The sequence below is a fragment of the Glaciecola sp. KUL10 genome, assembly GCF_003203515.1.
In the GTDB taxonomy this organism is placed as follows: Bacteria; Pseudomonadota; Gammaproteobacteria; order Enterobacterales; family Alteromonadaceae; genus Glaciecola.
Genome location: NZ_BGNG01000002.1, coordinates 230,781 through 254,594, shown reverse-complemented (window position 1 = coordinate 254,594; position 23,814 = coordinate 230,781). Strand labels below are relative to the sequence as shown.

18 protein-coding genes and 1 pseudogene are annotated in these 23,814 nt (G+C 42.3%); 7 read left to right on the top strand and 12 right to left on the bottom strand.

The window, feature by feature from the left end; genetic code table 11:
• Nucleotides 1-1,167, bottom strand: a complete 1,167-nt coding sequence (locus tag KUL10_RS05020; protein ID WP_158525320.1) for an efflux RND transporter periplasmic adaptor subunit — start codon at nucleotides 1,165-1,167, stop codon at nucleotides 1-3.
• 189 nt (nucleotides 1,168-1,356) lie between these two features.
• Here KUL10_RS05020 and KUL10_RS05015 point away from each other — a divergent pair, with 189 nt between their 5' ends.
• From KUL10_RS05015 to KUL10_RS05000, 4 genes and pseudogenes are all read left to right on the top strand, one after another.
• Nucleotides 1,357-2,019 (top strand): TetR/AcrR family transcriptional regulator, encoded by a 663-nt coding sequence (locus tag KUL10_RS05015; protein WP_233499710.1) that lies wholly within the window; start codon nucleotides 1,357-1,359, stop codon nucleotides 2,017-2,019.
• 121 nt (nucleotides 2,020-2,140) lie between these two features.
• Nucleotides 2,141-3,181 (top strand): aspartate carbamoyltransferase, encoded by a 1,041-nt coding sequence (locus KUL10_RS05010; RefSeq protein ID WP_110427807.1) that lies wholly within the window; start codon nucleotides 2,141-2,143, stop codon nucleotides 3,179-3,181.
• A 4-nt stretch (nucleotides 3,182-3,185) separates the two neighbouring features.
• A pseudogene (gene hemL / locus KUL10_RS05005) lies at nucleotides 3,186-4,474 on the top strand (glutamate-1-semialdehyde 2,1-aminomutase).
• Between the two features lie 14 nt (nucleotides 4,475-4,488).
• On the top strand, nucleotides 4,489-5,589 hold the full coding sequence (locus tag KUL10_RS05000) for an adenylate/guanylate cyclase domain-containing protein (protein WP_110427806.1): 1,101 nt from the start codon (nucleotides 4,489-4,491) through the stop codon (nucleotides 5,587-5,589).
• 88 nt (nucleotides 5,590-5,677) lie between these two features.
• On the opposite strand, the gene KUL10_RS04995 is transcribed toward KUL10_RS05000, so the two are convergent.
• The 3 genes from KUL10_RS04995 to KUL10_RS04985 all read right to left on the bottom strand — a co-directional run bounded on the left by KUL10_RS04995 (nucleotide 5,678) and on the right by KUL10_RS04985 (nucleotide 9,637).
• On the bottom strand, nucleotides 5,678-7,312 hold the full coding sequence (locus KUL10_RS04995; protein WP_199509189.1) for a glycoside hydrolase family 43 protein: 1,635 nt from the start codon (nucleotides 7,310-7,312) through the stop codon (nucleotides 5,678-5,680).
• Nucleotides 7,313-7,315: 3 nt separating this feature from the next.
• Nucleotides 7,316-8,401, bottom strand: coding sequence for an endo-1,4-beta-xylanase (locus KUL10_RS04990; RefSeq protein WP_233499709.1), 1,086 nt, complete (start codon nucleotides 8,399-8,401; stop codon nucleotides 7,316-7,318).
• A 216-nt stretch (nucleotides 8,402-8,617) separates the two neighbouring features.
• Nucleotides 8,618-9,637: a LacI family DNA-binding transcriptional regulator gene (locus KUL10_RS04985; RefSeq protein ID WP_110427805.1), complete on the bottom strand. Its 1,020-nt coding sequence runs from the start codon at nucleotides 9,635-9,637 to the stop codon at nucleotides 8,618-8,620.
• 130 nt (nucleotides 9,638-9,767) lie between these two features.
• On the opposite strand from KUL10_RS04985, the gene KUL10_RS04980 reads away from it, so the two are divergent.
• On the top strand, nucleotides 9,768-10,466 hold the full coding sequence (locus KUL10_RS04980; RefSeq protein WP_110427804.1) for a 2OG-Fe(II) oxygenase family protein: 699 nt from the start codon (nucleotides 9,768-9,770) through the stop codon (nucleotides 10,464-10,466).
• A gap of 12 nt (nucleotides 10,467-10,478) precedes the next feature.
• Here the strand turns inward: KUL10_RS04980 and KUL10_RS04975 are convergent, their stop codons facing one another.
• From KUL10_RS04975 to mrcB, 8 genes are all read right to left on the bottom strand, one after another.
• Nucleotides 10,479-11,861 carry an ABC transporter permease gene (locus KUL10_RS04975; protein ID WP_110427803.1) on the bottom strand — a complete coding sequence of 461 codons (1,383 nt, stop codon included), beginning with the start codon at nucleotides 11,859-11,861 and terminating at the stop codon, nucleotides 10,479-10,481.
• Nucleotides 11,861-12,559: an ABC transporter ATP-binding protein gene (locus KUL10_RS04970; RefSeq protein WP_110427802.1), complete on the bottom strand. Its 699-nt coding sequence runs from the start codon at nucleotides 12,557-12,559 to the stop codon at nucleotides 11,861-11,863. The genes KUL10_RS04975 and KUL10_RS04970 overlap by 1 nt, the downstream gene beginning before the upstream one ends.
• Nucleotides 12,560-12,630: 71 nt before the next feature.
• Nucleotides 12,631-13,590, bottom strand: coding sequence for a Dyp-type peroxidase (locus KUL10_RS04965; RefSeq protein WP_110427801.1), 960 nt, complete (start codon nucleotides 13,588-13,590; stop codon nucleotides 12,631-12,633).
• The gene (gene ggt / locus KUL10_RS04960; RefSeq protein ID WP_110427800.1) at nucleotides 13,590-15,317 is read right to left on the bottom strand and encodes a gamma-glutamyltransferase; all 1,728 of its coding nucleotides are present in this window, start codon (nucleotides 15,315-15,317) and stop codon (nucleotides 13,590-13,592) included. Before ggt ends, KUL10_RS04965 begins: the two co-directional genes overlap by 1 nt.
• Before the next feature lie 231 nt (nucleotides 15,318-15,548).
• Entirely contained in the window at nucleotides 15,549-16,013 is a 465-nt protein-coding gene (locus KUL10_RS04955; RefSeq protein WP_110427799.1) for a hypothetical protein, read from the bottom strand.
• A gap of 220 nt (nucleotides 16,014-16,233) precedes the next feature.
• Nucleotides 16,234-17,481: an ammonium transporter gene (locus KUL10_RS04950; RefSeq protein ID WP_110427798.1), complete on the bottom strand. Its 1,248-nt coding sequence runs from the start codon at nucleotides 17,479-17,481 to the stop codon at nucleotides 16,234-16,236.
• 29 nt (nucleotides 17,482-17,510) lie between these two features.
• Entirely contained in the window at nucleotides 17,511-17,849 is a 339-nt protein-coding gene (glnK, locus tag KUL10_RS04945) for a P-II family nitrogen regulator (RefSeq protein WP_110427797.1), read from the bottom strand.
• 272 nt (nucleotides 17,850-18,121) lie between these two features.
• Entirely contained in the window at nucleotides 18,122-20,500 is a 2,379-nt protein-coding gene (gene mrcB, locus KUL10_RS04940; RefSeq protein ID WP_110427796.1) for a penicillin-binding protein 1B, read from the bottom strand.
• 97 nt (nucleotides 20,501-20,597) lie between these two features.
• Here mrcB and phaC point away from each other — a divergent pair, with 97 nt between their 5' ends.
• Together phaC and KUL10_RS04930 are read left to right on the top strand one after the other, a co-directional pair.
• Nucleotides 20,598-22,376 carry a class I poly(R)-hydroxyalkanoic acid synthase gene (phaC, locus tag KUL10_RS04935; protein ID WP_110427795.1) on the top strand — a complete coding sequence of 593 codons (1,779 nt, stop codon included), beginning with the start codon at nucleotides 20,598-20,600 and terminating at the stop codon, nucleotides 22,374-22,376.
• A 142-nt stretch (nucleotides 22,377-22,518) separates the two neighbouring features.
• Nucleotides 22,519-23,667: a polysaccharide pyruvyl transferase family protein gene (locus tag KUL10_RS04930; RefSeq protein WP_110427794.1), complete on the top strand. Its 1,149-nt coding sequence runs from the start codon at nucleotides 22,519-22,521 to the stop codon at nucleotides 23,665-23,667.
• The last annotated feature ends 147 nt before the right edge of the window (nucleotides 23,668-23,814 follow it).

Here is a 23,814-nt window from a genome sequence, read left to right as displayed (position 1 = left end):
TTAATTACCTAAACTCACACTGACTTCATTTACCTTGGCAATAATTTGATTAGGTGTCAGGCGTTGAAGCCCATTTACCACAATTTTGTCGCCATCCTTGATGGCACCAGTGACATAAGCTCGCTGTTCCTCCAAGTATTCAACGGCAACCGTACGGCTTTTCACAATATGTCCACCCTCTACCTTTTCTGCGACATACAGCGTCCATAATCCGCGTACACCATTAGCTAATGATGATACAGGAACCCAAGCTCCCTTTTTGGCCACTTCGTTAGTCACACTAATTGAGACAATGTCGCCAGTCATCAAGTACGGGTTCTCATCGTTATCCAAGGAAAATACAGTATCGATTGTGCGCATTGCCCTGTTGCGTTGAGTCGCGATGGATTGAACTTTTCCACTGACCGGCATTTGTTTGGTATCTATAACAAACTCTTGCCCTATTTCGATACCAAAAGCGGTATGGGTCGGTAATCCAAAACGGGCCTCTAGTTGAGTATTTGCAACCAATGTGAACACGGCTTGACCGGCACTCACAACAGATCCTAAATCTTGTAACTGACGCAAAACTTGACCATTAAATGGTGCAACTAATTTGGATTTTTGAATTTCGACATCTAAAGCGCTGATACTTGCCTCGACTTCTTTCACCACCGCATCTGCGGCCTTGAGACGCGCATTTGCTTGATCCAAGTTTTGAGTGGAGTCTAACTTTGCCTTTACCAACTCATATACTCTATTTACAGATAGCTGGGATATTTCAGCGTCGGCTTTGGCACGATTTAGACTTGCATTTAATTGCGCTTTCTGGGCGTTTAAACGCTTTAAATCAATAGTCGCCAGCACTTGTCCTTGCTTAACATATACTCCTTCGGTCACGTTTAATGAATCGATACTGCCCGATAACTCAAAACCTATGTCAATTTGTGAAGCAGATTCAACTAAGCCAAAAACTTTTTGCTGCTTTTGATATGCGTCTAGAATTTGCACCCTGTGCACCTCTACGTTTGCATTTTGCAACACCATGGTTTGATTCTGTGAAAAAGCGTTCACACTTTTCTCTCCAGAAAAAAGCATCAACACAGTGAGCAAAAACATACAAATACCGCTCATCGCAATTAATTGGATGCGCGCATTTCTCGAATCAGTTGTTTGTTGATTTTGCATGGTTTGTTTTTCCATAGCTCGCAATCATCTTAGGTTGATAATTTGACAGTATAGCGATATGCTAGACTATAAATACTAGACTGTACAGTTTGATTATTAAAATTTTATGAATTTAGTGGTGATACGCTATGATGATGAGCATAAAACAAATCTCCCAAATGCAATTGATTAAATCGAAAAGGCAGTAGATTGAACCCGCAAGAAACGATGTTTGATAAAACTAGAGTGAAAGGTCAAGGTCGCCCCAAAAGCAACCAAAAACGTTTGGCGATCCTTGAGTGCGCATCCGAATTATTTTTGACGCAAGGCTACACGCATACTTCGATGGATGAGGTTGCCAAAGTCAGCGGTGTATCTAAACAAACCGTGTATTCGCACTTTAAGAACAAGGAACTTCTGTACACAGCAGTGATTGAGCAAAAATGTGACGAATATCAGATTGATGCCGTTGGAGTTTGCTTGGACACAATGCCACTAGATGTGATTCTTAAAAACATTGCTCAGCGGTTTATTAAATTGTTAGTTGACCCTAGTGTTATTGCCATGTATTCAGTAGTGATAGGTGAAGCAAAAAACAATCCAAAGGTAGCTCAACTATTTTACAATGCGGGGCCATTGCACAGCGTCGAGGTCGTAGCAAAATTATTAAGAGAACATCCTCAAACCCAGCTTGATTCTGCATTTGCAACTGAAACTTCTCATGATTTTTTTAACCTATTAAAAGCAGAGTTTCATATGCTAAGCATGCTTCACTTAGAATATGAGTCACCACTTACATTCGAAAATGATTTAAGCGAAAAAGTAGTACGCAAAACAATCGCGCTGATACAGCTTGAGAAAGGCAACAATTAATCAATCCCCCTGAGTCCATATTAGTTGACAACAAAGCTTTGATTTTCAATACAAGTACATCAATAAATAGAAAAATTTGTTACACTTCCGCGAATTTTGTTTTTAAGTGGATTTTGCAACAATGAGTGGTGCTCAGGCCGATTTTTCTAAACAACAATTTGCGGGTAGTCACATACTGAGCGTCAGTCAGTTTGACCGCGCAGCTATCGAAAAAGTATTTCAGGTAGCGGATAAAATGCTGCCATATGCCAAACGTGAAAAACGCACAGAAGTCCTCAACGGTGCAATTCTTGGTAACTTATTCTTTGAACCTAGCACACGAACGCGAGTAAGCTTTGGAACTGCCTTTAATCTCCTTGGCGGCTATGTCCGAGAAACCACTGGAATGAGCAACTCTGCACTTGCAAAAGGTGAGTCGCTGTACGATACCGCTCGTGTCTTAAGCGGATATTCTGACATCATTGCTATGCGACATCCGGATGCAGGTTCAGTGGCTGAATTTGCCGAAGGAAGCCGTATTCCGGTGATCAACGGTGGAGACGGCGCCAATGAGCACCCAACTCAAGCGTTATTAGATTTATATACCATTGAAAAAGAACAAAAATCTCAAGACTCAGGTATCGATGGGCTCCATATTGCGATGATTGGCGATTTAAAATATGGGCGGACAGTGCATTCACTATCAAGGCTTTTAAGCTTATATAAAGGGCTGAAGTTTACGCTCATCTCACCTGAAGAACTTTCGATGCCTAGCTATATTTGTGACTTGATTGAAGACAGAGGTCATGAACTGCATATCAGTAACCAGCTAGAAGGTAACGTATCAGCTGATATTTGTTACCAGACACGTATACAAGAAGAGCGCTTTCCATCACAAGATGAAGCCAATAAATACCGCGGTAAATTTCGTTTGAATCAACAGATTTACACTAAACACTTCCAGTCCAAAACTGTCATCATGCATCCGCTTCCTCGTGATTCCCGTGCGGAGGCAAACGAGTTAGATAACGATCTCAACCTCAATCCTAATTTAGCTATTTTCAGGCAAACCGATAATGGTGTGCTCGTCAGAATGGCCTTGTTTGCCCTAACATTAGGTGTTGAGGATAAAATCGAAGACTTTGATAGACCGGTTCACTGGTTCAGTACTAAAGGCCAATAAAAATATGAATAAATCAGAAACTCTTTTCGCTCGTGCGCAAAAAACCATTCCTGGCGGCGTAAACTCTCCTGTTCGTGCATTCAAAGCCGTAGGTGGAACACCTCGTTTTATTCAAAAATCCGACGGGCCCTACATATGGGATGCCGATGGCAAGCGTTATATTGACTACATTCAGTCTTGGGGGCCAATGGTGTTAGGCCACAATAACGCTCAAATAAGAGAAGCGGTCATAAAGGCTGCAGAATTTGGCTTAAGTTATGGTGCACCCACCGAAGCTGAAGTGATCATGGCCGAGTTAGTGCGCGATCTAGTTCCTTCAATGGAAATGGTGCGCATGGTTAACTCAGGTACCGAAGCGACAATGAGTGCGATTCGATTAGCACGTGGATACACAAATAAAACAAAATCCTAAAGTTCGAGGGTTGCTACCACGGACATGCTGACTCGCTTTTGGTTAAAGCTGGCTCTGGGGCGTTAACATTTGGCGTTCCAAGTTCGCCTGGTGTGCCAGAAGACTTTGCTAAGCATACCCTCACAGTAGATTTTAATAATATCGAATCCGTACAAGCAGCTTTTGACGAACACGGAGACGACATAGCATGTATTATCGTTGAGCCCGTTGCTGGCAATATGAACTGTATTCCGCCGGTAGAAGGGTTTCTAGAGGGGCTACGTTCAATTTGCGACAAGTACAATAGCGTTTTGATATTTGATGAAGTGATGACCGGCTTTAGAGTCTCGAGAGGCGGTGCTCAAGAACGTTACGGTGTGATGCCCGACCTAACCTGCCTAGGAAAAGTAATTGGCGGTGGTATGCCAGTGGGGGCATTTGGCGGTAAGAAAGATATCTTAACCCACATCGCACCAACAGGCCCAATATATCAAGCGGGTACACTGTCAGGAAACCCTGTTGCTATGGCTGCTGGGCTTGCTGCACTTACTCAAATTGCACAAAACGGACTGTATGATTCAATTTTTGAAAATACTCAAATACTTGCCGAAGGTATAAGAGACGCAGCCCACAAACATGGTATTCCCATGACAATCAATGTGGCGGGCAGTATGTTTGGTATCTTTTTCACAGATGTGGACAAAGTCGTTAATTATCAACAGGCAACGAGTTGTAATACCGAGCAGTTCAATGCTTTCTATCACGGAATGCTAGAAGAAGGGGTTTATCTTGCACCCGCTTCATTTGAAGCTGGCTTTGTTTCAAAAGCTCATGATATTGAAATTGTTAAGGTGACAATTGAAGCAGCAGATCGTGTATTTGCAAAAGTCGCACATCTCTAAGGTGAAGGGCTAACGTGATTGGCTTAGTTGCTTTAATTATAGTACTGGCGGTTTACGCCATTGTGATTACTTCACTTTGGCGTAAAGCAATAGATACTAAAAATACACCCCATAATACAGCTAAACCTGAACCTCACAACTCCACTGTATCTCGCGTTTACTCCGACGACGAATATAAAATCAAAGCGGATGAAGCTCGCCAACTCACGAATACCTTTCAAAAGTTTGTTCCCAAGCAGTTTGTCGAACACTTTTCCAAACACGGTACAAACGAGTTTGCCCTAGGCACAGCTGATGAAGACAACGTTGCGATTTTATTTTGTGATATTCGCGGTTTTACCGGCCTTTCTGAAAAAATGAAACCGCAAGAATTAATGAACTTCTTAAATTCATACTTTTTAAGAATGAATGCGCCTATTCATACTAATCATGGCTTTATTGATAAGTTTATTGGTGACGCGATAATGGCACTCTTTGATCGACCTGATGGCAGCGACAGTGATAAAGCGAGAGATGCTATAGTCGCAGCATTGGGTTTACGTCAGTCCCTTGCGCTTTATAATCAACATCGAGCAAAGAGTGGATATGAAGCAATTGATATTGGTATCGGTATCCATTTTGGACCTGTAATTTTAGGCACTGTAGGTTCTGACGACCGCATGGACACCACCGTTATTGGTGACAGTGTTAATATAGCTCAACGATTGGAAACGTTAGCGCCCAAATACAAAGTCGATATTGTTGTTAGTAGAGCATTAATTGACACCCTTAACCAAAACAAAGCAAAACACTTAGCGCCAGAACTGAACTTTCGCGTAATTGACTGGGTGCGGGTCAAAGGGCGTTCAGAGCCAATTGAACTCATCGAAGTGTTAAGTCATTTAAACGAAGAAGAGCAAAGTTTTAGAAAAGATAACGAAGCGACGATCAAAGAACTCATTAAGACCCGCAAGGAGCATGATTTTGAGCGAGGGATAGCGCTCATTTCAAACCTTGAAGCAATTGCTGATCAACAACAAAATAGCGACCCAATCATTGCCCATCATTTATCGGCATTTCAGGAGCTAAAATCTAGAGCACCTAATAGGGCTTGGGATGGTGCTCTAGACCTTTAACATATGAGACTTAAATCCTGGGTGCTATGCATCGCTAACATAAGTTATAGGATGAAGATTTGTTGGGGCTCGAATCTATAGACATGGCCTATTCAAGTTCAAGGTATTCAAAATAGTCAAAATCAGCATGGCATTGCTGGCCTGATACATCTTGGCACGCCATACCTACAAATGCCCCCGTAAAATGACATCCTTCTCCAACACCAGCTTCGTCGGCCAAAATCGTCATATCGAGATTTACTGGTAACTTATTCCATACGTGCTCATTTAAAGAAAAGCTAAAGACTAGCTGATGATGATCTACATCAGCCCTTAAATGAATCGCGCCAGTTTTTGGAAGTGCAAAACGAGCATCCGTTTTCCATTCTCCCATGTGCCCATCTCGTAAAGGGAAGACTAAACTCAAACTAGGGTCGGCGAGACAACTCATGATGTCAACAAAGCGGTTACCATCATCATCAACAGAAATATAACAATAGTGAAATTTTGAGGTGTTGTAATAACAGATTAAACCTGCAGTTTGTTGGAAGTTAACAGGATCAAATTCAATGCTGGTTTGTGCTTTATAAGCAAATGCCTGTTGCCTTCGAGCTATCAAAGCCTGTTCATACAAACTTCCTAAAGACTGCTTTCCAATGAGCCGAAGCTTTCCCTTACAAGCGGATAAATCCATAAAGGTTTCTGGATATGGAGTGCGTAGCCACTGAAAATCTATTGGCAAATTCGGTTCATCAAAAGTACATCGCTCCTTTGCTTTAGGCCATTTATGCTCAGGTAAGTTGGGGGCTTTTACTTGCATTTTTGGTAAGCCATCGGTAACTGCATCTTCGACTCTTAGCCAATCGTCTTCGGTCCAATACGTTTTTTGAATGCCAGTTTCTCTTCCTAATACACATCGCGTTGCGCCTTTGTATGGGCGACCACATAAATGCACTAAGTAGGTTTCCCCTGTTGAAGTTTCAAAAATGTCACCGTGACCGGTGCGCTGAAGCCCCAAATCTTGGTTGTCTTTTGCAGTCAGCAAATAGCCGTAAGGATCATCTTCATAGGGCCCGTGCAGGTTTTTGGAACGCGCCATTGTCATTGCATGAGTTGAAAATGTCCCGCCTTCTGCAGTGATAAGATAATAATAGCCGTTGTGCTTGTAGAGGTGAGGAGCTTCCGTGATGGCTAGCTTAGTCCCCTTGTATATATTGGTAATCTCACCGATTAATTTTTTCTGCTGAGGACAGTATTCTTGCAACAAAATACCGCCAAAACGGTTATTTTGGTGACGATGGTCCCACACCATGTTCACGAACCACTTTTTACCGTCATCATCATGAAAAAGAGATGGATCAAAACCGCTCGAGTTCATGTACACAGGGTCAGACCACATACCATCGATGGTTTCACACGTAGTAAGATAGTTATGTGCATCTTTGAAGTTCCCATCAAAACGCTTTACGTCAGTATAAATCAAATGGAACAAACCATCGCTATATGTCAGGCATGGCGCCCATACACCACATGAATCAGGTTCGCCACGCATATCTAATAACGCTTCTCGATTACAAGGGCGACTGACCAATCGCCAGTTAATCAAATCTTTCGAATGGTGAATTTGCACGCCGGGATACCATTCAAAGGTTGAGGTAGCAATATAGTAGTCATCACCCACAACACAAATACTAGGGTCGGGGTTGAAGCCCGGCAGTACTGGATTTTGAATCATATTTGTCATTTTTTAGTCCTTGGCTAGTCGTGCACGATGAGCAATGTCATACATGAAGGGTTTTACTTGGTTATTGCGATCAATGATTAGCGCATAATCTGTTCGGCCTTTCATTGGCCAGTTATTTTTCCATGAATCACCATCGGTTAGTCCCCACATAGTGACACGTGATATCTTTTCTTGATGTTTAAGGAGCATTTCGAAAAGCGCTGTATAAGCGTTTGCCTGATTTACTTTCATGTGCTCATCGAGTTCGCTTGGGAAAGGGTTGTATTCGCTTTGCAAGGCAAAGCTTTGTGATACGTCTGCGCCAAACATGGCAAATTCAGGGAACTTGAGTACAGAAATGTCTAACTCGGTAATCATCACATCAAGTTCATTGTCAGCAATGGCAATAATGCTAGCTTCTAGTTCGTCGATAGGTACATCAATTAAATAATGGCCTTGCGCACCTATACCATCAATTTTAATGCCCTGATTGCGCAACCGGTTGGCGATCTTGATTGCTCCCTCTCTTTTGGTGGGCTTAAATAAGCTATAGTCGTTGTAATAAAGCTTGGCATCGGGGTCTATCTCATGCGCTATATTAAAAGCATATTCAATGTACTTGTCGCCTAAAATCTGACGCCATTTCGTATCCCGCGGAGTACCGTCATCGTTTAGCGCTTCATTAACAACATCCCAGCCGTGTATTTTCCCCTTATAACGGCCAACGATTGCAGAAATATGCGCGCGCATTCTTGCTAGCAAAAGCTCTGAACTTGCAGGGTTACCTTTTTCATCCTCAAAAACCCAATTCGGTACTTGTTCATGCCAAATTAGTGCATGCCCAATGACTTTTTGTCCATTTTTTTGAGCTATTTCGATTAACTTGTCTGCATGTTCGAATATAAATTGTCCTTCTATCGGTTGAATAGATTCCCATTTCATATCATTCTCAGCAGTTAGCACTGCAAAATGCTCATTAATGAGTTTCGCCGCTCCTGAATCTGATTCAGATGCCTGCTGGCGGTTAATCGCCACGCCAAAATCAAACGCGCCAGCAAATGCATTCTTTAATTGGATTGGCGCTTGGTTTGTCTGAGATAAACTTTTCAACTTTGCGCTTTGAGTGTTGACACCACAAGCAGAAACCGAGGTCAATATTAGGCTGTAAAACAAAATAAAAACTAAATTAGTTTTTTGAAGCTCGTCATTTCAACTCCTCTCTGAACGTTGTCTTAATTTCTAGATGAGGATGTTAACTCAAAATGTTAACGCTAACAACATCAGATTTTATAGCGCTCCCAATTGCAAAGAGCTTAAGTCTTTTTCTTAGGTAGACGCCCTGTTTACAAGCGCATGCTTTAATATGTGAAGTTTAGGCCTTGAAGTTTGCTCGTTGGCATTTTTAGCGTCTTGTTTGCGTGTCGTAAGTAATTGCACAGCAAGCTCTGCCATTTTTGTGACAGGTTGCTCGATCGTGGTGAGATTAGGCCAAACTACCCTCGCCAATTCGACGTTATCAAAGCCTGCAATTGCTACTTGCTCAGGTACTTTACTTCCATGCATTTGCGCGGCCGCGAGCGCACCTGCTGCCATATCATCATTAGCTGCAAAAATTGCAGTTGGCGCTTGCGGTAAGTTGAGGAGTATTTGGGCTAACTCATTGCCAGTTTTATAGCTAAAATCACCGTATTGAATATAAGCTTCAGGCAAACTGATTTGATTATCAAACAGAGCATCCTTAAAGCCCTGTAGTCGAAACTCGCTGACACGTTGACTTATGCGCCCACAAATATGAGCTATTTGGGTATGCCCCTGCTCAATTAGGTGACATGTCATTTGATAAGCAGCTCTGTAATCATCCATGCAAATCACCGGACTAATATTAGATTGATCGTTTGGAGAAATCCTAATAAATGGCACATTCATTTCTAACAAAGCCATTGTTAGTTTTTTATCGTCGCATACTGGCGGCAGTAAGATAATACCTTCTGCTTGCATGCCATTAACTAGTTCTTTTGCGATTTCGATACTCTTATCACTATCACGCAAGGTCTCATCGATCACGATATGGTAACCGCTACCTCGACATTCGTTTAAGCACCCTAATAAAAATTGGTTAGCATAAGAAGAATTGACATGATCACACATGACCGCCAGGACAAATGAACGAGAACTGACTAGATTTCTAGCAGCTAAATTGGGTTGATATCCCATTTCTTTCGCGATTTTTTCGATACGCTGCCTTGTTCTGTCTCCCACCTTAGGGTCTTTATTCATCACCCTTGAAACAGTCATGGTAGATACGCCCGCTGTTTCTGCGATATCTTTTAACTTAACCTTAGACAAGCTAACTCCTTGCTTTTATGCAGTGCCATAATATGTAGTGTCGATATGTTAACGCTATTTTATAGTAGCAAACAAATGTTAGTATTTATGCTAACAATCACATTCAAACAATTAATAAAGAGTATTTTGCATGCAGTCACCACTCACCAATGATTTAAATAACGTAAAAGACCAATTTGCAAATGACCGCCGCGTGCAGATCCATAAAATAATCCCCAATGAAGTCGCAACTTCATTAATGCATGAAGTTGACCAACTTGACTATGAGATGGCATACACCTCGTCTTCACAAGTGAGTACAATTACAAAAGCTCAGTTAGCGCAAAAAACGCCACAAGAGCAACAGATGTTTCTAAATGGAATTTTTAAAGATGCCAATAAGGGAATTGGCTTTTTTTATCAACGGCGCGGCCTGTCTCTGTCAAACACTGATCAAAGCGTTGCTCAAAAAGTATTCCAGTGGCTAAATTCCGAGGCAACCCTAAATGCAGTTAGAGAAGTCTCAGGCTTTGACGACATCATTGCTGCCAGTGGACAGCTCACTAGATATTTGCCTGGTCACTTTTTAACGCGGCACAAGGATGTGCACGAAACTGAGCAACGACGCATTGCTTACGTGTTGAATATAACTGAAGCATGGCATCCAGACTGGGGCGGTTTATTGCAGTTTTATCAAGACGACGGTACCCCAAGAGATGCATTAACGCCTTCATTTAATGCAATGACTTTGTTTGATGTTAAGCATGTGCATGCGGTGACTTACGTAGCGCCTTTTGCCAGTAAACCACGCCTAGCTATTTCAGGTTGGTTTAGAGCAAGTCCTTTATAAATAAGCGTTGAGCTAAAAAGATGAAGTCTTTGCTTTTCGATATGCCTGCATTGCAGGCAATAAGCCTAGCGTAAAACTAGCCAATAGGGTTAACAAGACGACAAATACCATTTGTGTGTTGAATATTGAGCCAGTCAACGAAATGGAAAGCTCAGATGACAACCAATCACCTAGCAACCATAAGGTGATATTTAGGAGTGCCATCGCGACAACTTGACTAAGCAACACAATACTGAGTACTTCAAGCTGAATAAGCGAAAAGATAAAGCGTGGTTGCGCCCCCATAATTCTCAACACGGCAAATTCAGACGAACGCTCGCGCAAAGAAGCAAGCGTCATTGTAGCAAGGCCAAATAGCGCGCTGATGAGCATTAAGCTTGAAATTAATAGCAATAGGTTTTCGACCGAGCCCAATAAGTTCCATAGTTCAGCAAGCGCTACACCGGGAATGATAGCCGAAAGCGCTTCTGTTTTGTCTTGATTGATATCACGTTGCATGGTCAGCACGCCAATACGTGAATTTAAGCCGAGCATAAATGAACTGATCTGAGTGGCTTGTGGCAGTGACTCCATGCTCTGTGTTGAGCGAGGCGCTTGTTTTTTCTTTGCGTGATGATGTTCGTCGCTATCATGACTATGCTTGTCGTCATGATGCTCATGTTCATCGTGCTTGTCTTCAACATGGTCGTGAGAATATTGCTTACTTTCAATACTCGTCGGCGTTTGTGTTCTCGATAATGCAGAAAAAGCAGAGGCAGGAGGCTTAACGTGAATATTCTCTAATGCGCTTAAATGTACATATAGCGAACGATCAACAGGTGTCCCCGTCTTTGCTAAGACACCACTTATATAAAACGGAAAATCGTGATGATGACTAAAACTCACCTCCCCCAAACCATGAGATAAGGTGATTGAGTCACCTTTTTGGTACCTAAGTGTTTCAGCTACATCAGCGCCGATCACGATGTCATATGCAAATGTGAGTTTATCACCTTCAATAAAGTCCAATGAACGCTTGTTTGCATAGCGATAGTGCTCAAAGTACCGATTGTCAGTGCCGACAACAGCGAAGCCTTTGTGTGAATCGCCAAGCGCCATCGGAATCGTCCATGCCACGCGTTTATCGCTTGCCCACTTTGAATAAGTGTCTAGGGTGATGCCGTTTGCATTGGAGCCCACTCCAAAAACAGAGCTTAATAATACGTTGATTTGACTACTGCGCGCAGCCACTATCAAATCCACTCCCGAGACTGTGCGTTGAAAGCTTTGCTTGGCTTGCGTGCGAATATGCTCTACAGCAAACAACATCGCAAAGCTTATAGTTAATGCAACGACAGTAATGAATACCGAAGTCTTTCGGCTAAGCAGGCTTTGTTTTGCAAGATTAAATAACATCAGCCTACCTCTTTCGGTGCGGCACTATTGATGTCACTTAATCGTATGTGTTGCTCAAATCTATCCGCTAGTCGCTTGTCATGACTGACAAACAATATCGTTGTGTCATGCTTGCTCGACACTTCAAAAAGTAAGGCTAAAAACCCCAAAGTAGCATCCTCATCCAACGCTGATGTAGGCTCGTCAGCGATAAGAATCTTGGGGGCATTTATCATTGCTCGAGCAATGGCGACGCGCTGGGCTTGTCCAACACTCAACGAACCCGCGCTTTGCGCTAAAATAGAATCAGGCAGCTTTAAGCTTTGACATATTTGTTGGCAGCGCTCCAACAAATTTTCACTATGTTGAGCATCGTCTGAAGCAAAGTATGCAGCGGTTTTTAGGTTATCAAACACACTGAGATAGGGAATCAAATTAAATTGTTGAAAGACCACTCCTAAATGCTTTGCTCTGAAAGCGTCTGTTTGAGATGGTGATAGTTGACCTAATTCTTGCCCTAAAACATCTATTGAACCGCTAGTGGGTACTAACATACCACACAACAAATTTAATAAAGTCGATTTACCAGAACCAGATGCACCTGATAAGAAGGTGTGTTGACCTTGCTCAATTTTCAGGTTAGCGATATCGAGAACAGAATGCTTACTTTTCGGATAAGAAAAAGTGAGCTTGTTAATGTCTATCGCACTCGTTTTCAATTCTGCTTTACCCTATTTTTGCTTAACAATTTAGCTCGCAGGCCATGTTTACTGGTAACGCTTAATACGCCTTATTCATCAAAATCGATTTGGCTACTCAGCATATCATCGACTGTTTGAGAAACTGCGCTACGCTTAATAAACTGAATCGAAGGCGCAAAAAATGCTGCGCCAGTTTCAGCGCTTGTGTAATCTAAAAACCGATCGTAGTTACCGTTCTCATCACCAAATATACGACTATAAAGCACGTCTTTAAACGCTTGTCCGTCATTTGAACATGCCACATAAAACAGCCCCTGCACGGACATATTACCGTAGGGCATGCTTTGCTTTAACAAGGTGGGGTATTTGCCATGACGCAAAAGCTTTGTGCGGTGCGTATGAGAAGATAAACCGCTATCCACCACAGGCAAATTGTGTTCTTTCGTGCGCCCAATCACTTGTTCTTGGCGCTTTTCAGATAGGGTATTCCAGCGTGCCATATCATGTCGATATCGTTGAATATGAATGTAGCTGCCACCAGCAAACTCGATATCATCGTCTCCGATAACCGCTACATCAAATTTCTTCATGCCGCGTGGGTTATCGTCTGCATCAATAAAGCCCGTCAGGTCGCGACCATCCAAGTAGCGAAACGCGCGAACTTGCTCAACCAGTTCGACATGAAGTTTGAGCAGTTCAAGCACTTCGATGCTCATTTGATGAACAATGTCTAAGCGGTCAGCTCTAATTTGAATAAACAAGTCGGCTTGAAGAACAGGCGCACAGCGATCTTCGCACTGCATATCTGGAAAAGGTGCTAATTCGCGGGGTGTCGCCCCCGGATAAATCTCATTCCAAAATGAGTTACCAATACCAATGACACCAGACACCATCGCTTCATAATGCTCTTCATCGTAGTAATCGAACAAATCGAGCACACGTGCTAGTTTTTCACGCATGACAGAAAGTTCGTCATCTACTACGTTAAACATTAAATACTGAGCATGCAGATTAGGCTCTGCAACTATTCCTTTTTGAGCTTGTGCCATTAATATCCTGCTGCTTGCCCGTCTTTACGCGTTTCTGACGCACCGTAATACACGCCTGATTTATTATCTCGCATGATTGCCTGATACCCACCAAAGGCGCCATTCACATCTCGAATACTATGCCCCATTTTCATCAATTCGCGACGCGTTTTTTGAGAGAATCCTGATTCGAGACTGATATACCCACCATCGGTCATGATGTCGCCCTCAGGTTGACTTGAGCCAGAGTGAAGAATACGAGGAGCGTCACCTGCCTCTTGTAGATTCATACCAAAATCAATCATATTGACGATTATCTGAGCATGCATTTGTGGTTGAGTGCCGCCGCCCATGACACCGAAGCTCATCATTGGCTGATTATTGCGGGTAATAAAAGCGGGAATAATCGTATGAAATGGGCGTTTACCCGGTGCATATGAATTGAAGTGGTTCTCGTCTAGGGCAAACATTTCACCTCTATTTTGTAACACAAACCCTAAATCGGTAGGAATCATCCCCGATCCCATTCCGCGATAATTGCTTTGAATCAATGAAACCATATTGCCGTCTTTGTCTGCAACCGTCAGATAAATAGTATCGCCATCATTTTTACCAGCATCCAAGCGCCTTGAAGCTTTATAGGGATTAATCAGCTTTTGTCTTTGCTTGGCATAGCCCTTAGAAATCAACCAATCAACTGGAATTTCGTTAAACTCAGGATCAGCGTAGTACTTAGCCCTGTCTTCAAACGCCAGCTTTTTAGCCTCTACAAAGGTATGTACAAATTCTGCCGAATCTCTTTCCATGCCTTCGATATCATACAACTCCAATACATTTAGTATTTGCAAAGCTGCAATACCCTGTCCATTGGGTGGTAACTCCCATACATCATAGCCACGGTAGTTACTTGAAACTGGGTCAATCCAATTTGAGGTGTGAGAAGCCATATCGTCATAGGATAAAAAGCCTCCTTGAGACTTCATAAACGCGCCTATTGTGCGAGCAATATCACCTTTGTAAAACGCATCTCGGCCGCCTGTCGCTATCTTTTCATAAGTGGTGGCTAGATTTGGATTCTTGAAGATTTGCCCCTTGCGAGGTGTTTTACCATTTATCGTGAATGTTTCGTTGAAACCAGGGTATTCACCGATACGCGCTTGATTGCGTTCAAAGTAATAAGCAATAAGCTCAGAAACTGGGAAGCCATTTCGAGCATAAGCAATCGCAGGAGAAAGTAATTCTTGCATTGATTTGCTGCCAAAACGCTCATTTAGCATAAACCACCCATCAACCGCGCCAGGAACAGATACCGGTAGCGCGCCAAATGCGGGTATTTTTTCCAACCTTTGCTCCTTAAAGTAGTCCATCGTGAGACTTTTAGGAGAGCGTCCAGATGCATTTAAACCGTGAAGCCTTTTTGTTTTTGCATCCCAAACAATGGCAAACAAATCGCCGCCGATACCACAGCCCGTCGGTTCGACCAAGCCCAACATTGCGTTAGCAGCGATGGCTGCGTCAATCGCATTACCGCCTTGCTTGAGCACATCTAAAGCGACTTGGGTAGCAAGTGGCTGACTGGTCGCAACCATACCGTTTTGTGCAATCACTTCAGACCGACTGGCAAAAGGCTCGCCAGTGATTCTATCGTAAGCAATGGTGTGCGCACTGATAGCAAAAAGTGCGCTTGTGATTAGCACTTTACTTAAAAATAAGAGCGTAGATGTTGAGAAAGTGGCGCTTGTATACATAGTGTTCAACTTTTTATTATTTGTTTTATGAGTACTATTTTATTACTGAATTTTTGAGCAAAAAGCCTAGTAAACACAAGGCTAATCATTGTTAGCTTCAGACAAGCTAACGCTGATTACTTTTTAGCATTGTATCTGCAAATGGTAAAGAAGTGGTAAAGAAATGAGAAGTTTATAGGCTATTTGCCTTCCACTGTTGAAAACAGCTATTTTACGCACAAGCGGTTAAAATTATTTAAAAACCGAGTTAAAGTTTTCCTGAAGTTTTATGGACATGAAATATCCCAAAACACCACCTACCAAAACTCCTACAGGAACTGTTATAAAAACTAAAATCCACGTCCAACCGAACTTTGTTTGATCTTCTACTCCTAGAGCAATGATTTGAACAATAAAAAATAACCCATATAAACCAATTGCGCTTCTAACTTCTCCATTTTTCTCGGTCGTAACTGCAACAACATCGTGGCAGTTATCGCACTCCCAAAACGTAGCTTGACCTGAACTTTGTTTAAGTTGGTTCATTGTATCTTTAGGCGAGAAATAGATAGTACCGTATACATCGGAGAGGTAAGCAAGACCACGTAATGTGCAAAAATCGCAGTCACATTCACGTGCCTGATACTCTTCTATTGGCGATGGGAATTTGGTGACAACTTTGACTTTGCCACAAGAGCATGATGTTGAATAATTCATTACACCCTTCCTTTTCCAAAGCGCCTACTAGGATGCTGAATGTGCTATCAAGCAAAGAAGCGCTATCTATCATCGAACTAATGACATCCCACTATAAAACCGGCACACAAAACAGAAAAAAGCCCTTTAAGTTTTCACTTAAAGGGCTTCGGAGTTGTAAAAGCAGGCTGATTCTTTATTGCTTTTATTATGAACCAGCCTGTTACACACACAAACCTATTTACGAACGGTTGCTTGTAAAGTCAGGGTAAGCTTCAAGACCACACTCAGCCATATCCACACCTTCGAACTCTTCTTCTTCGCTAACTCTTACGCCCATGACAGCTTTAAGTGCTAACCAAACAACCATACTCACTGCGAATACCCATACAAAGATAGTCACTGCGCCAATTAGCTGACCAGAGAACTTAGCACCTTCGTTAGTTAGTGGTACAAGCAATAGACCAAGAAGACCAACAACACCGTGAACAGAGATAGCACCTACTGGATCATCAATTTTAAGCTTATCAAGCGTTGTGATACTGAATACGACTAATACGCCACCAAGTGCACCAAAGATAGTTGCTTGTAGTGGAGTTGGAGTAGAAGGTTCAGCAGTGATTGCAACTAGACCAGCCAATGCGCCGTTCAATGCCATTGTTAAGTCAGCTTTACCAAACAATACGCGAGCTAATAGTAGAGCTGCTACTGTACCGCCTGCTGCTGCAGCGTTAGTATTCATGAATACAACTGCAACTGAGTTTGCACTTTCAACAGATGCTGTTGCTAAAACAGAACCGCCGTTGAATCCGAACCAACCCATCCATAAGATGAATGTACCTAGTGCAGCGAGTGGTAAATTTGCACCTGGGATAGCGTTGATTTTGCCATCAGCGGTGTATTTGCCTTTACGAGCTCCAAGAACAAGCACGCCAGCTAGCGCTGCTGAAGCACCTGCCATGTGAACGATACCAGAACCTGCAAAGTCAGAGAAACCTAGGTCGCCAAGCGTGTACATACCAAATACAGCTGCACCGCCCCAAGTCCAAGCACCTTGCATTGGGTAGATGAAACCACACATAACAACTGCGAACGCTAGGAAAGCCCAAAGCTTCATACGCTCAGCAACCGCACCAGATACGATTGACATTGCTGTTGCTACGAATACAACTTGGAAGAAGAAGTCAGCAGAAGGCGCGTATGTCGCTGGATCTTCAGCTACGCCTGTTGCGCCGTCACCTGTAATTCCGCTAAGGAACAGAGTGAATTCACCGCCGCCATACATGATGCTGTAACCACATACCATGTACATGATACAAGCGATTGCATATAGCGCGATGTTTTTAGTTAAGATTTCAGTGGTGTTTTTTGCGCGTACAAGACCCGCTTCTAACATTGAGAAACCTGCCGCCATCCACATTACTAGTGCGCCGCAGATTAAAAAGTAAAAGGTATCTAGTGCGTACCCTAATTCAAAAGTGATTTCCATGATTGTTCTCCAGTATTCCTAAAATCGACCTAAAGTGCTTCTGTATCAGCTTCGCCAGTACGAATGCGTACGGCTTGCTCTAAGTCGTAGACGAATACTTTACCGTCACCGATTTTACCTGTTTTAGCAGCTGCAACGATGGCTTCTACTAAACGCTCAACTTGGTCGTCCTGTACCGCAATTTCAAGTTTCACTTTCGGAAGAAAATCAACTTGATATTCCGCACCACGATATAGCTCTGTATGGCCTTTTTGGCGGCCAAAACCTTTTACTTCAGTCACGGTTAATCCATCGATGCCGATCTCTGAAATTGCTTCTCTGACATCATCTAGCTTGAATGGCTTGATGATTGCTGTCACTAATTTCATGTGTAGCTCCTAGTTACTTAAGTAATTATTTTTGTTCCCGATGCCGAAGTAATACAAAACCAGTGCCAGATTTATAAATCCATATAATTCATACAATTAGCGATTCCAGGAAACAATTTGATACAATTTATCGCACCATTAATGTGCAAAACTGGAGTGGCGCACCAAAATAAAACACACACCTAGCACCATGAAGAGTTAGATTCAAATGAAAGGGTTAGATACCCGATGAAGTAATGCAGAAAAGGTTTGTTGCTAAAGTATAATTTTCGCTAACCAAATAACTTTTCCCAAAACGATTTCTTTTTGGGTTTTAATTCGGGGGTTGCTTTTTGACCGGCGCAAGGTTTAGATGTTGCGGGAAGTGCACTCAAAATTGCAGGAACGCTCATAATATCACCACATCCGGGTGCAGACAGACTACCTGTCGCCTTATCAAAATGAGCGATGCCGAGTTCGGCTGGAAATCGTCTTGAGAGGTTCTTAGGTGATTGTTGCTTTTGAAACGCAATAAAGACTTGCATTGCGCCGCTAGCACCAGATAGACCTACTTGAGTATTATCATCCGCCCCCATCCATATACTGGTCACTAAATTGCGATCAAAGCCAGCAAACCAAGAATCCCTATAATCATTCGTTGTGCCTGTTTTACCTGCCATATTGATAGAAGGAAAGCTTCGTTTTATTTGTTTTGCAGTACCGTCTAGTGTCACTTTGTGCAATGCGTAATTAATGAGATATGCAGCCGGTGCACTACTTCTTTGTTCAGACAACAACTGCCTTTGCCAAAGTAGAATATCGTCGTGTGTACTCACCGCACTCAAAGAGTGCAATTCTGTCATAAGTCCATTGTTCGCAATTGTTTGGTACATTTGGTTGACCTGTAATGGAGACAGATCAAGCGCGCCTAAGGTCAGTGCAGGCACCTGTTTTATGCTCGCATTAACACCTAATCGTTGAAGTGTATATGCAACTTCACCTAAGCCTACTGTCATACCTAATTTTACACTGGGTACATTATACGACTTGGTGATGGCATCAATTAGCGGCACCTGCCCCCTAAATTTCTTATCTGCATTTAGTGGTTCCCATAATTGACCACCTGTACTTTTCATTTTGACAGGCTTGTCTTCCAGCAAGGTCGCAAGGTTGTAATTAGCAGGGTCCTCTAATGCGGTTAAATACACTGCTGGCTTAACCAAGGATCCAATTGGGCGTTGGGCGTTTAACGCTCGGTTAAAACCTGCATATTGTGTTTGTTTACCTCCCACGATTGCTCGTATACCGCCAGTCTTTATATCACTGACGACCATCGCCCCTTCTAACTTGGGCTTGTTTCGCGCTTTGGATATTTTATCGACCTGTTGCCTTAGTGCTTGCTCAGCTCGGCGTTGAGCGTTGATATCAAGTGTCGTAAACACCTTAATTCCTGACATCAGCGCATCGTCATCCCCCACTACTTGTGTGAGTTCCTGTCTCACTTTTTGCATAAACGCAGGATGTTTTCCACTGGCTAAGCTAATATTTTTTGTCGTTTTAAGTGGTTGATTAACATAAACTTGATATTCATTTTTGGTGAGCTGTTCTGCCTCGAATAATAAACGTAAAACTAAATTTCGCCGTTCAATAGCTCGAATGTGTTGACGCTTTGGGTGGTAGTAAGATGGCCCTTTCACCATACCGACCAAGGTCGCAATTTCTGGTACCGTTAACTCAGGCAGAGGTTTATTAAAGTAAAAATGACTGGCTAAACCAAAGCCATGCACCGCAACTGCGCCGTTTTGCCCAAGAAACACCTCATTGATGTAAGCATGAAGAATCTCCTCTTTGGAATACCTAAAATCAATCACCAATGCCATTAACGCTTCTTTTAACTTTCTTGTGTAAGATCGCTCTCTGGTGAGAAAAAAGTTTTTAGCAAGTTGCTGAGTAAGCGTACTGCCACCTTGAACAGTTCGGCCGGCAGTTAGATTCGCAACTAATGCGCGCGCTATTGACAACGGTGCAACGCCAAAGTGCTGATAAAAATCTCGGTCCTCTACCGTAATCAAAGCCTGCTTCAATAAAACGGGTATATCGTCGTTAGACACCAACATGCGATCTTCTTCAAGCCCATTGACCATACGGGCAACCAACCAAGGTTCGAGTCGGACTTGCTGCATGGATCTTCGGGTATCAAGATTGCGAATGGTTTTGATCCGGTTGCTATCCCATGTAATCATTAAATGTTTGTGGTCTTCGTCTTGTCCAGGGAAATGAAATGCCCTTCTTTTTATTTCTATTTGGCCTGCATACTGGCTAAACTCTCCTGTCTGCTCAACGCTTGGCACTCTGCGATAACCTAGCAAATCAAGTTCATCTTTCAGTTCTTGAATACTAATTTCCTGATCGATGTTTAGCAGCAAGGGTCTAGCATAAACCTGAACAGGTACTTCCCACTTATTACCCTCGAAGCGCTTTTTTACGTGAGCATCTAAAAAGACCAAGTAGCCACAAAGTCCCACGCTGGCAACCACAAATAACTTGAAAAAATGACGTTTTATCCATCTGAACGGAGTTAACAAAAGCGATAATAATGTTTGTAATATTTTCAAATTATAGTGTTCTCTGTAGCGAGTATTTATGCGATGCCCATGTTTTTTAAAGGGCATAAAATGATGAAAACCTAGTACCTTGGTCTAAAAAGGTGGATTTTCATTAGGCATGATCTTAATCTAAAAGTTCACAAAAGGCATCTAGGGAATCACCATGGGTACGGACGACACACAGGTATTACAATATATTGAAAAGTACGCAAGCGTGTTTAACGAATTCGCGAAGGAAATACTGCTTCGTGGGATGTCGAAAGACGCGGGGCAAGTTCCATCATCGATGTTTGATCCGAGTAAACTAAGTAAATTACTCGAAGGCAATGTCAAAGTTGATCCTAATAAACTTATTCAACACCAGATGCAGTACATGCAGGAGCAAAGCGACCTGTGGCAGCAAGCATCGCGCGCAATGATGGGGGAAAAGCTTGAAAACAAAAGTGCAACAAAAAGCAAGGACCGTCGTTTTTCACACAATGAGTGGGAAGAAAACCCAGTTTTTAACTACATCAAAGAATCTTACCTAATCAATGCAAAGATGATGGGAGGAATGATAGACGCCATAGAATTTGAAGACGAAAAAGAAAAAGAAAAAGCACAGTTTTTCACTCGTCAATACGTCAATTCACTCTCGCCTTCCAACTTTGTACTCACCAATCCGGAAGTATGTGAGGAAATAATTAATAGCCAAGGGCAAAACTTGGTTAAAGGTATGCAGAACTTTTTAGAGGACTTAGAACAAAGTCCTCTAGAAGCCTTTAAAATGAGGCAAACTGATTCTTCCGCCTTTGAAATAGGAGAGAATCTCGCGACGACACCCGGTAAAGTTATTTATCAAAACGAACTTATCCAACTTATTCATTATCAACCTACGCAATCAAAATGCTTCGAAACACCAGTATTGGTTGTGCCACCGTTTATCAATAAATATTATGTGATGGATTTAGATGAAAAGAAATCACTGGTCAAAGGTCTGCTCGATGACGGCTATTCAACTTTTATCATTTCTTGGGTAAATCCAGATGCTGAGTTGGCCGACAATAACTTTGTCGATTACATGCGAAAAGGCCCCTTAGCCGCCTTAGAACAAATCAAAACAGTCACTGGACAACCCAAAGTTAACGCAACGGGTTTTTGTGTAGGTGGAACACTTCTTTCAACTACCGTAGCTTATCTTCGAGCTATCGGTGATGAATCGATTGCGTCCCTGACTTTGCTTACGACTCTATTAGACTTCAACCAGCCTGGCGAAGTAGGCAACTATTTCAGTGAGGAAATGATGCCGTTAATAGAACAAAATGCCGATGTTAAAGGTGTTTTTGATGGCCGAATCATTGGCATGAGTTTCAGTCTACTTCGTGAAAACAGCCTATTTTGGTCATTTTTTATTGATAATTATTTAAAAGGCAAAGATCCCGCACCTTTCGATATTCTTTATTGGAATAGTGACTCAACAAACATAACCGCAAGTTGCTTGAAACAGTACTTAAAACTGACCTATTGGGATAACGTATTAAAAGATGCTGGCACCGTTTCAATTGATGGTGTACCGATAGACTTTAGAAATATCGATGTGCCCACTTATTTCTTATCGACTGTCGCTGACCATATCGTGCTTTGGCAGGGTGCTTATGAGGGCACAAAACTGATTCAAGGGCCAGTGCGCTTTGTACTCGCGGGGTCAGGGCATTTGGCAGGCGTTATCAACCCAACAAAAGGTGGAAAATACCCGCATTGGACAAATGACGAATTGCCAGAAACACCTGAAGAATGGCAAGCGGGTGCGATTGAGAATAAAGGCTCATGGTGGCCGGATTGGCACCAGTGGATGGAAGGCACATCAGGCAAGAAAATCAAACCACCTGTCCCAGGTGAGCATCCTGAGTTACCTTCAATTATGGATGCTCCTGGGTCTTACGTGAAAAAGCGTTTAGAATAGCACCTCTCCAATCGGTAGTAATTTGAACATTCAAACTAGCAGAAATTATTCTAGAATTAGGTATACTCTTGTCATCTTTGCAGCTTTCACTTTGTAAGCTGCTGCTTAATCTAGCCTTTGTTGTTTAGGAAACAAAAAATTCATGTCTTTACCCCGTTTCTACTGTGTCGCTGCAAGTGATCGCTATAATTATGGAGATCTACTCTTTCCGTTGGTTGCAAAATACGCGCTCGAATCCTGTGGCCCTTGCGAGTTTAACAATGTAGCAATAATAGAATCTGATTTATCTGAAATTGGCGCGCTGCCAACGCAAGACTATTCTGTTTTTCTTGCCCCAAATAAAATGCCAATTAAATCGAACATTTTGATTGCCGGTGGACAAGTGGTTAATTCTGAATGGACGCAACTACTAGCATTTATCAACGAACGTTTTGTGCGTTTATTTGAACGCTTCAAAGCTAATAAATTACGCTCAAAACTTTATTACAAATTTAATCTAGCGCGAGAACCTTTTCCTTTTGTTATTTCCAACCCCGAAACACTTGCGAATAATCGCGTTTTCTATCATGCAGTCGGTGGCTCGGTTCCCTTAGACAAGAAAAAAAGTGCATTAATGCAGGATGCGCTTGAGGAATCTGCTTATTTAACCGTTCGAGATAAGAGAACAAGAATCCTCTTGAAGAACAAAATGGGATTAGATGCGCCAATACTTCCTGACTCAGCAATGCTGTACAGCGAGATTCGGCCGCGAGAGCACCTAAAAAGGCCTGTTGAGCATGATTATATTTGCGCACAATTTGGCTATCAAAAATCGAAGCCTAACTTACAGACTATTTTACGAAAGCTGAGAGAAGTACATAAGTTTTTTGGTATGCCAATTGGACTATTAAGTATCGGAAACTGCCCTGGGCATGACGATATGAAAGTTGTAGAGTGGATTGAAGAACATGCTGATTTTCCCGTCTTCCGTCTTAAGCATGATCATATTGATGATGTAACAGCTGCTATTGCGCATGCTAAATTATTCATAGGCACATCATTGCATGGTGCGATTATATCAATGAGTTATGGCAACCCCTTTGTCGCGGTGAACAAGAATATTAAAAAACTTGATTCATATACAAAAACTTGGGCGCCACAATACTTGAAAGGCTGTGTTGATTATCAAGATATTGCTCGTGAATCTAGGGTCAGAATGAAATCTCATGTGGTATACAAAAGCTTAGTTCACCGTCAGCAAAAAATGGTTATTGATTCCTTTAAAGGAATTTATGAAAAGGCACTCAGTTAAGTCACATTTATGGGCGGTTCGAGAAAACCAAACAGACAATGTTTACACAGATTTTTACACCGCGATTTGATGTAAGTACTTCAAGCTCTGGTCGCCAGACTGGCGTCGATCTTAATTTCACTCATATCGTTGACTAGAACTCGTAAA

Coding starts and splice junctions, on each gene's coding strand:
- KUL10_RS05020 (WP_158525320.1), bottom strand. CDS start 1,167: ATGCAAAATCAACAAACAACTGATTCGAGAAATGCGCGCATCCAATTA.
- KUL10_RS05010 (WP_110427807.1), top strand. CDS start 2,141: ATGAGTGGTGCTCAGGCCGATTTTTCTAAACAACAATTTGCGGGTAGT.
- KUL10_RS04995 (WP_199509189.1), bottom strand. CDS start 7,312: ATGACAAATATGATTCAAAATCCAGTACTGCCGGGCTTCAACCCCGAC.
- KUL10_RS04980 (WP_110427804.1), top strand. CDS start 9,768: ATGCAGTCACCACTCACCAATGATTTAAATAACGTAAAAGACCAATTT.
- KUL10_RS04975 (WP_110427803.1), bottom strand. CDS start 11,861: ATGTTATTTAATCTTGCAAAACAAAGCCTGCTTAGCCGAAAGACTTCG.
- KUL10_RS04965 (WP_110427801.1), bottom strand. CDS start 13,590: ATGGCACAAGCTCAAAAAGGAATAGTTGCAGAGCCTAATCTGCATGCT.
- ggt (WP_110427800.1), bottom strand. CDS start 15,317: ATGTATACAAGCGCCACTTTCTCAACATCTACGCTCTTATTTTTAAGT.
- KUL10_RS04955 (WP_110427799.1), bottom strand. CDS start 16,013: ATGAATTATTCAACATCATGCTCTTGTGGCAAAGTCAAAGTTGTCACC.
- KUL10_RS04950 (WP_110427798.1), bottom strand. CDS start 17,481: ATGGAAATCACTTTTGAATTAGGGTACGCACTAGATACCTTTTACTTT.
- glnK (WP_110427797.1), bottom strand. CDS start 17,849: ATGAAATTAGTGACAGCAATCATCAAGCCATTCAAGCTAGATGATGTC.
- mrcB (WP_110427796.1), bottom strand. CDS start 20,500: ATGCCCTTTAAAAAACATGGGCATCGCATAAATACTCGCTACAGAGAA.
- phaC (WP_110427795.1), top strand. CDS start 20,598: ATGGGTACGGACGACACACAGGTATTACAATATATTGAAAAGTACGCA.
- KUL10_RS04930 (WP_110427794.1), top strand. CDS start 22,519: ATGTCTTTACCCCGTTTCTACTGTGTCGCTGCAAGTGATCGCTATAAT.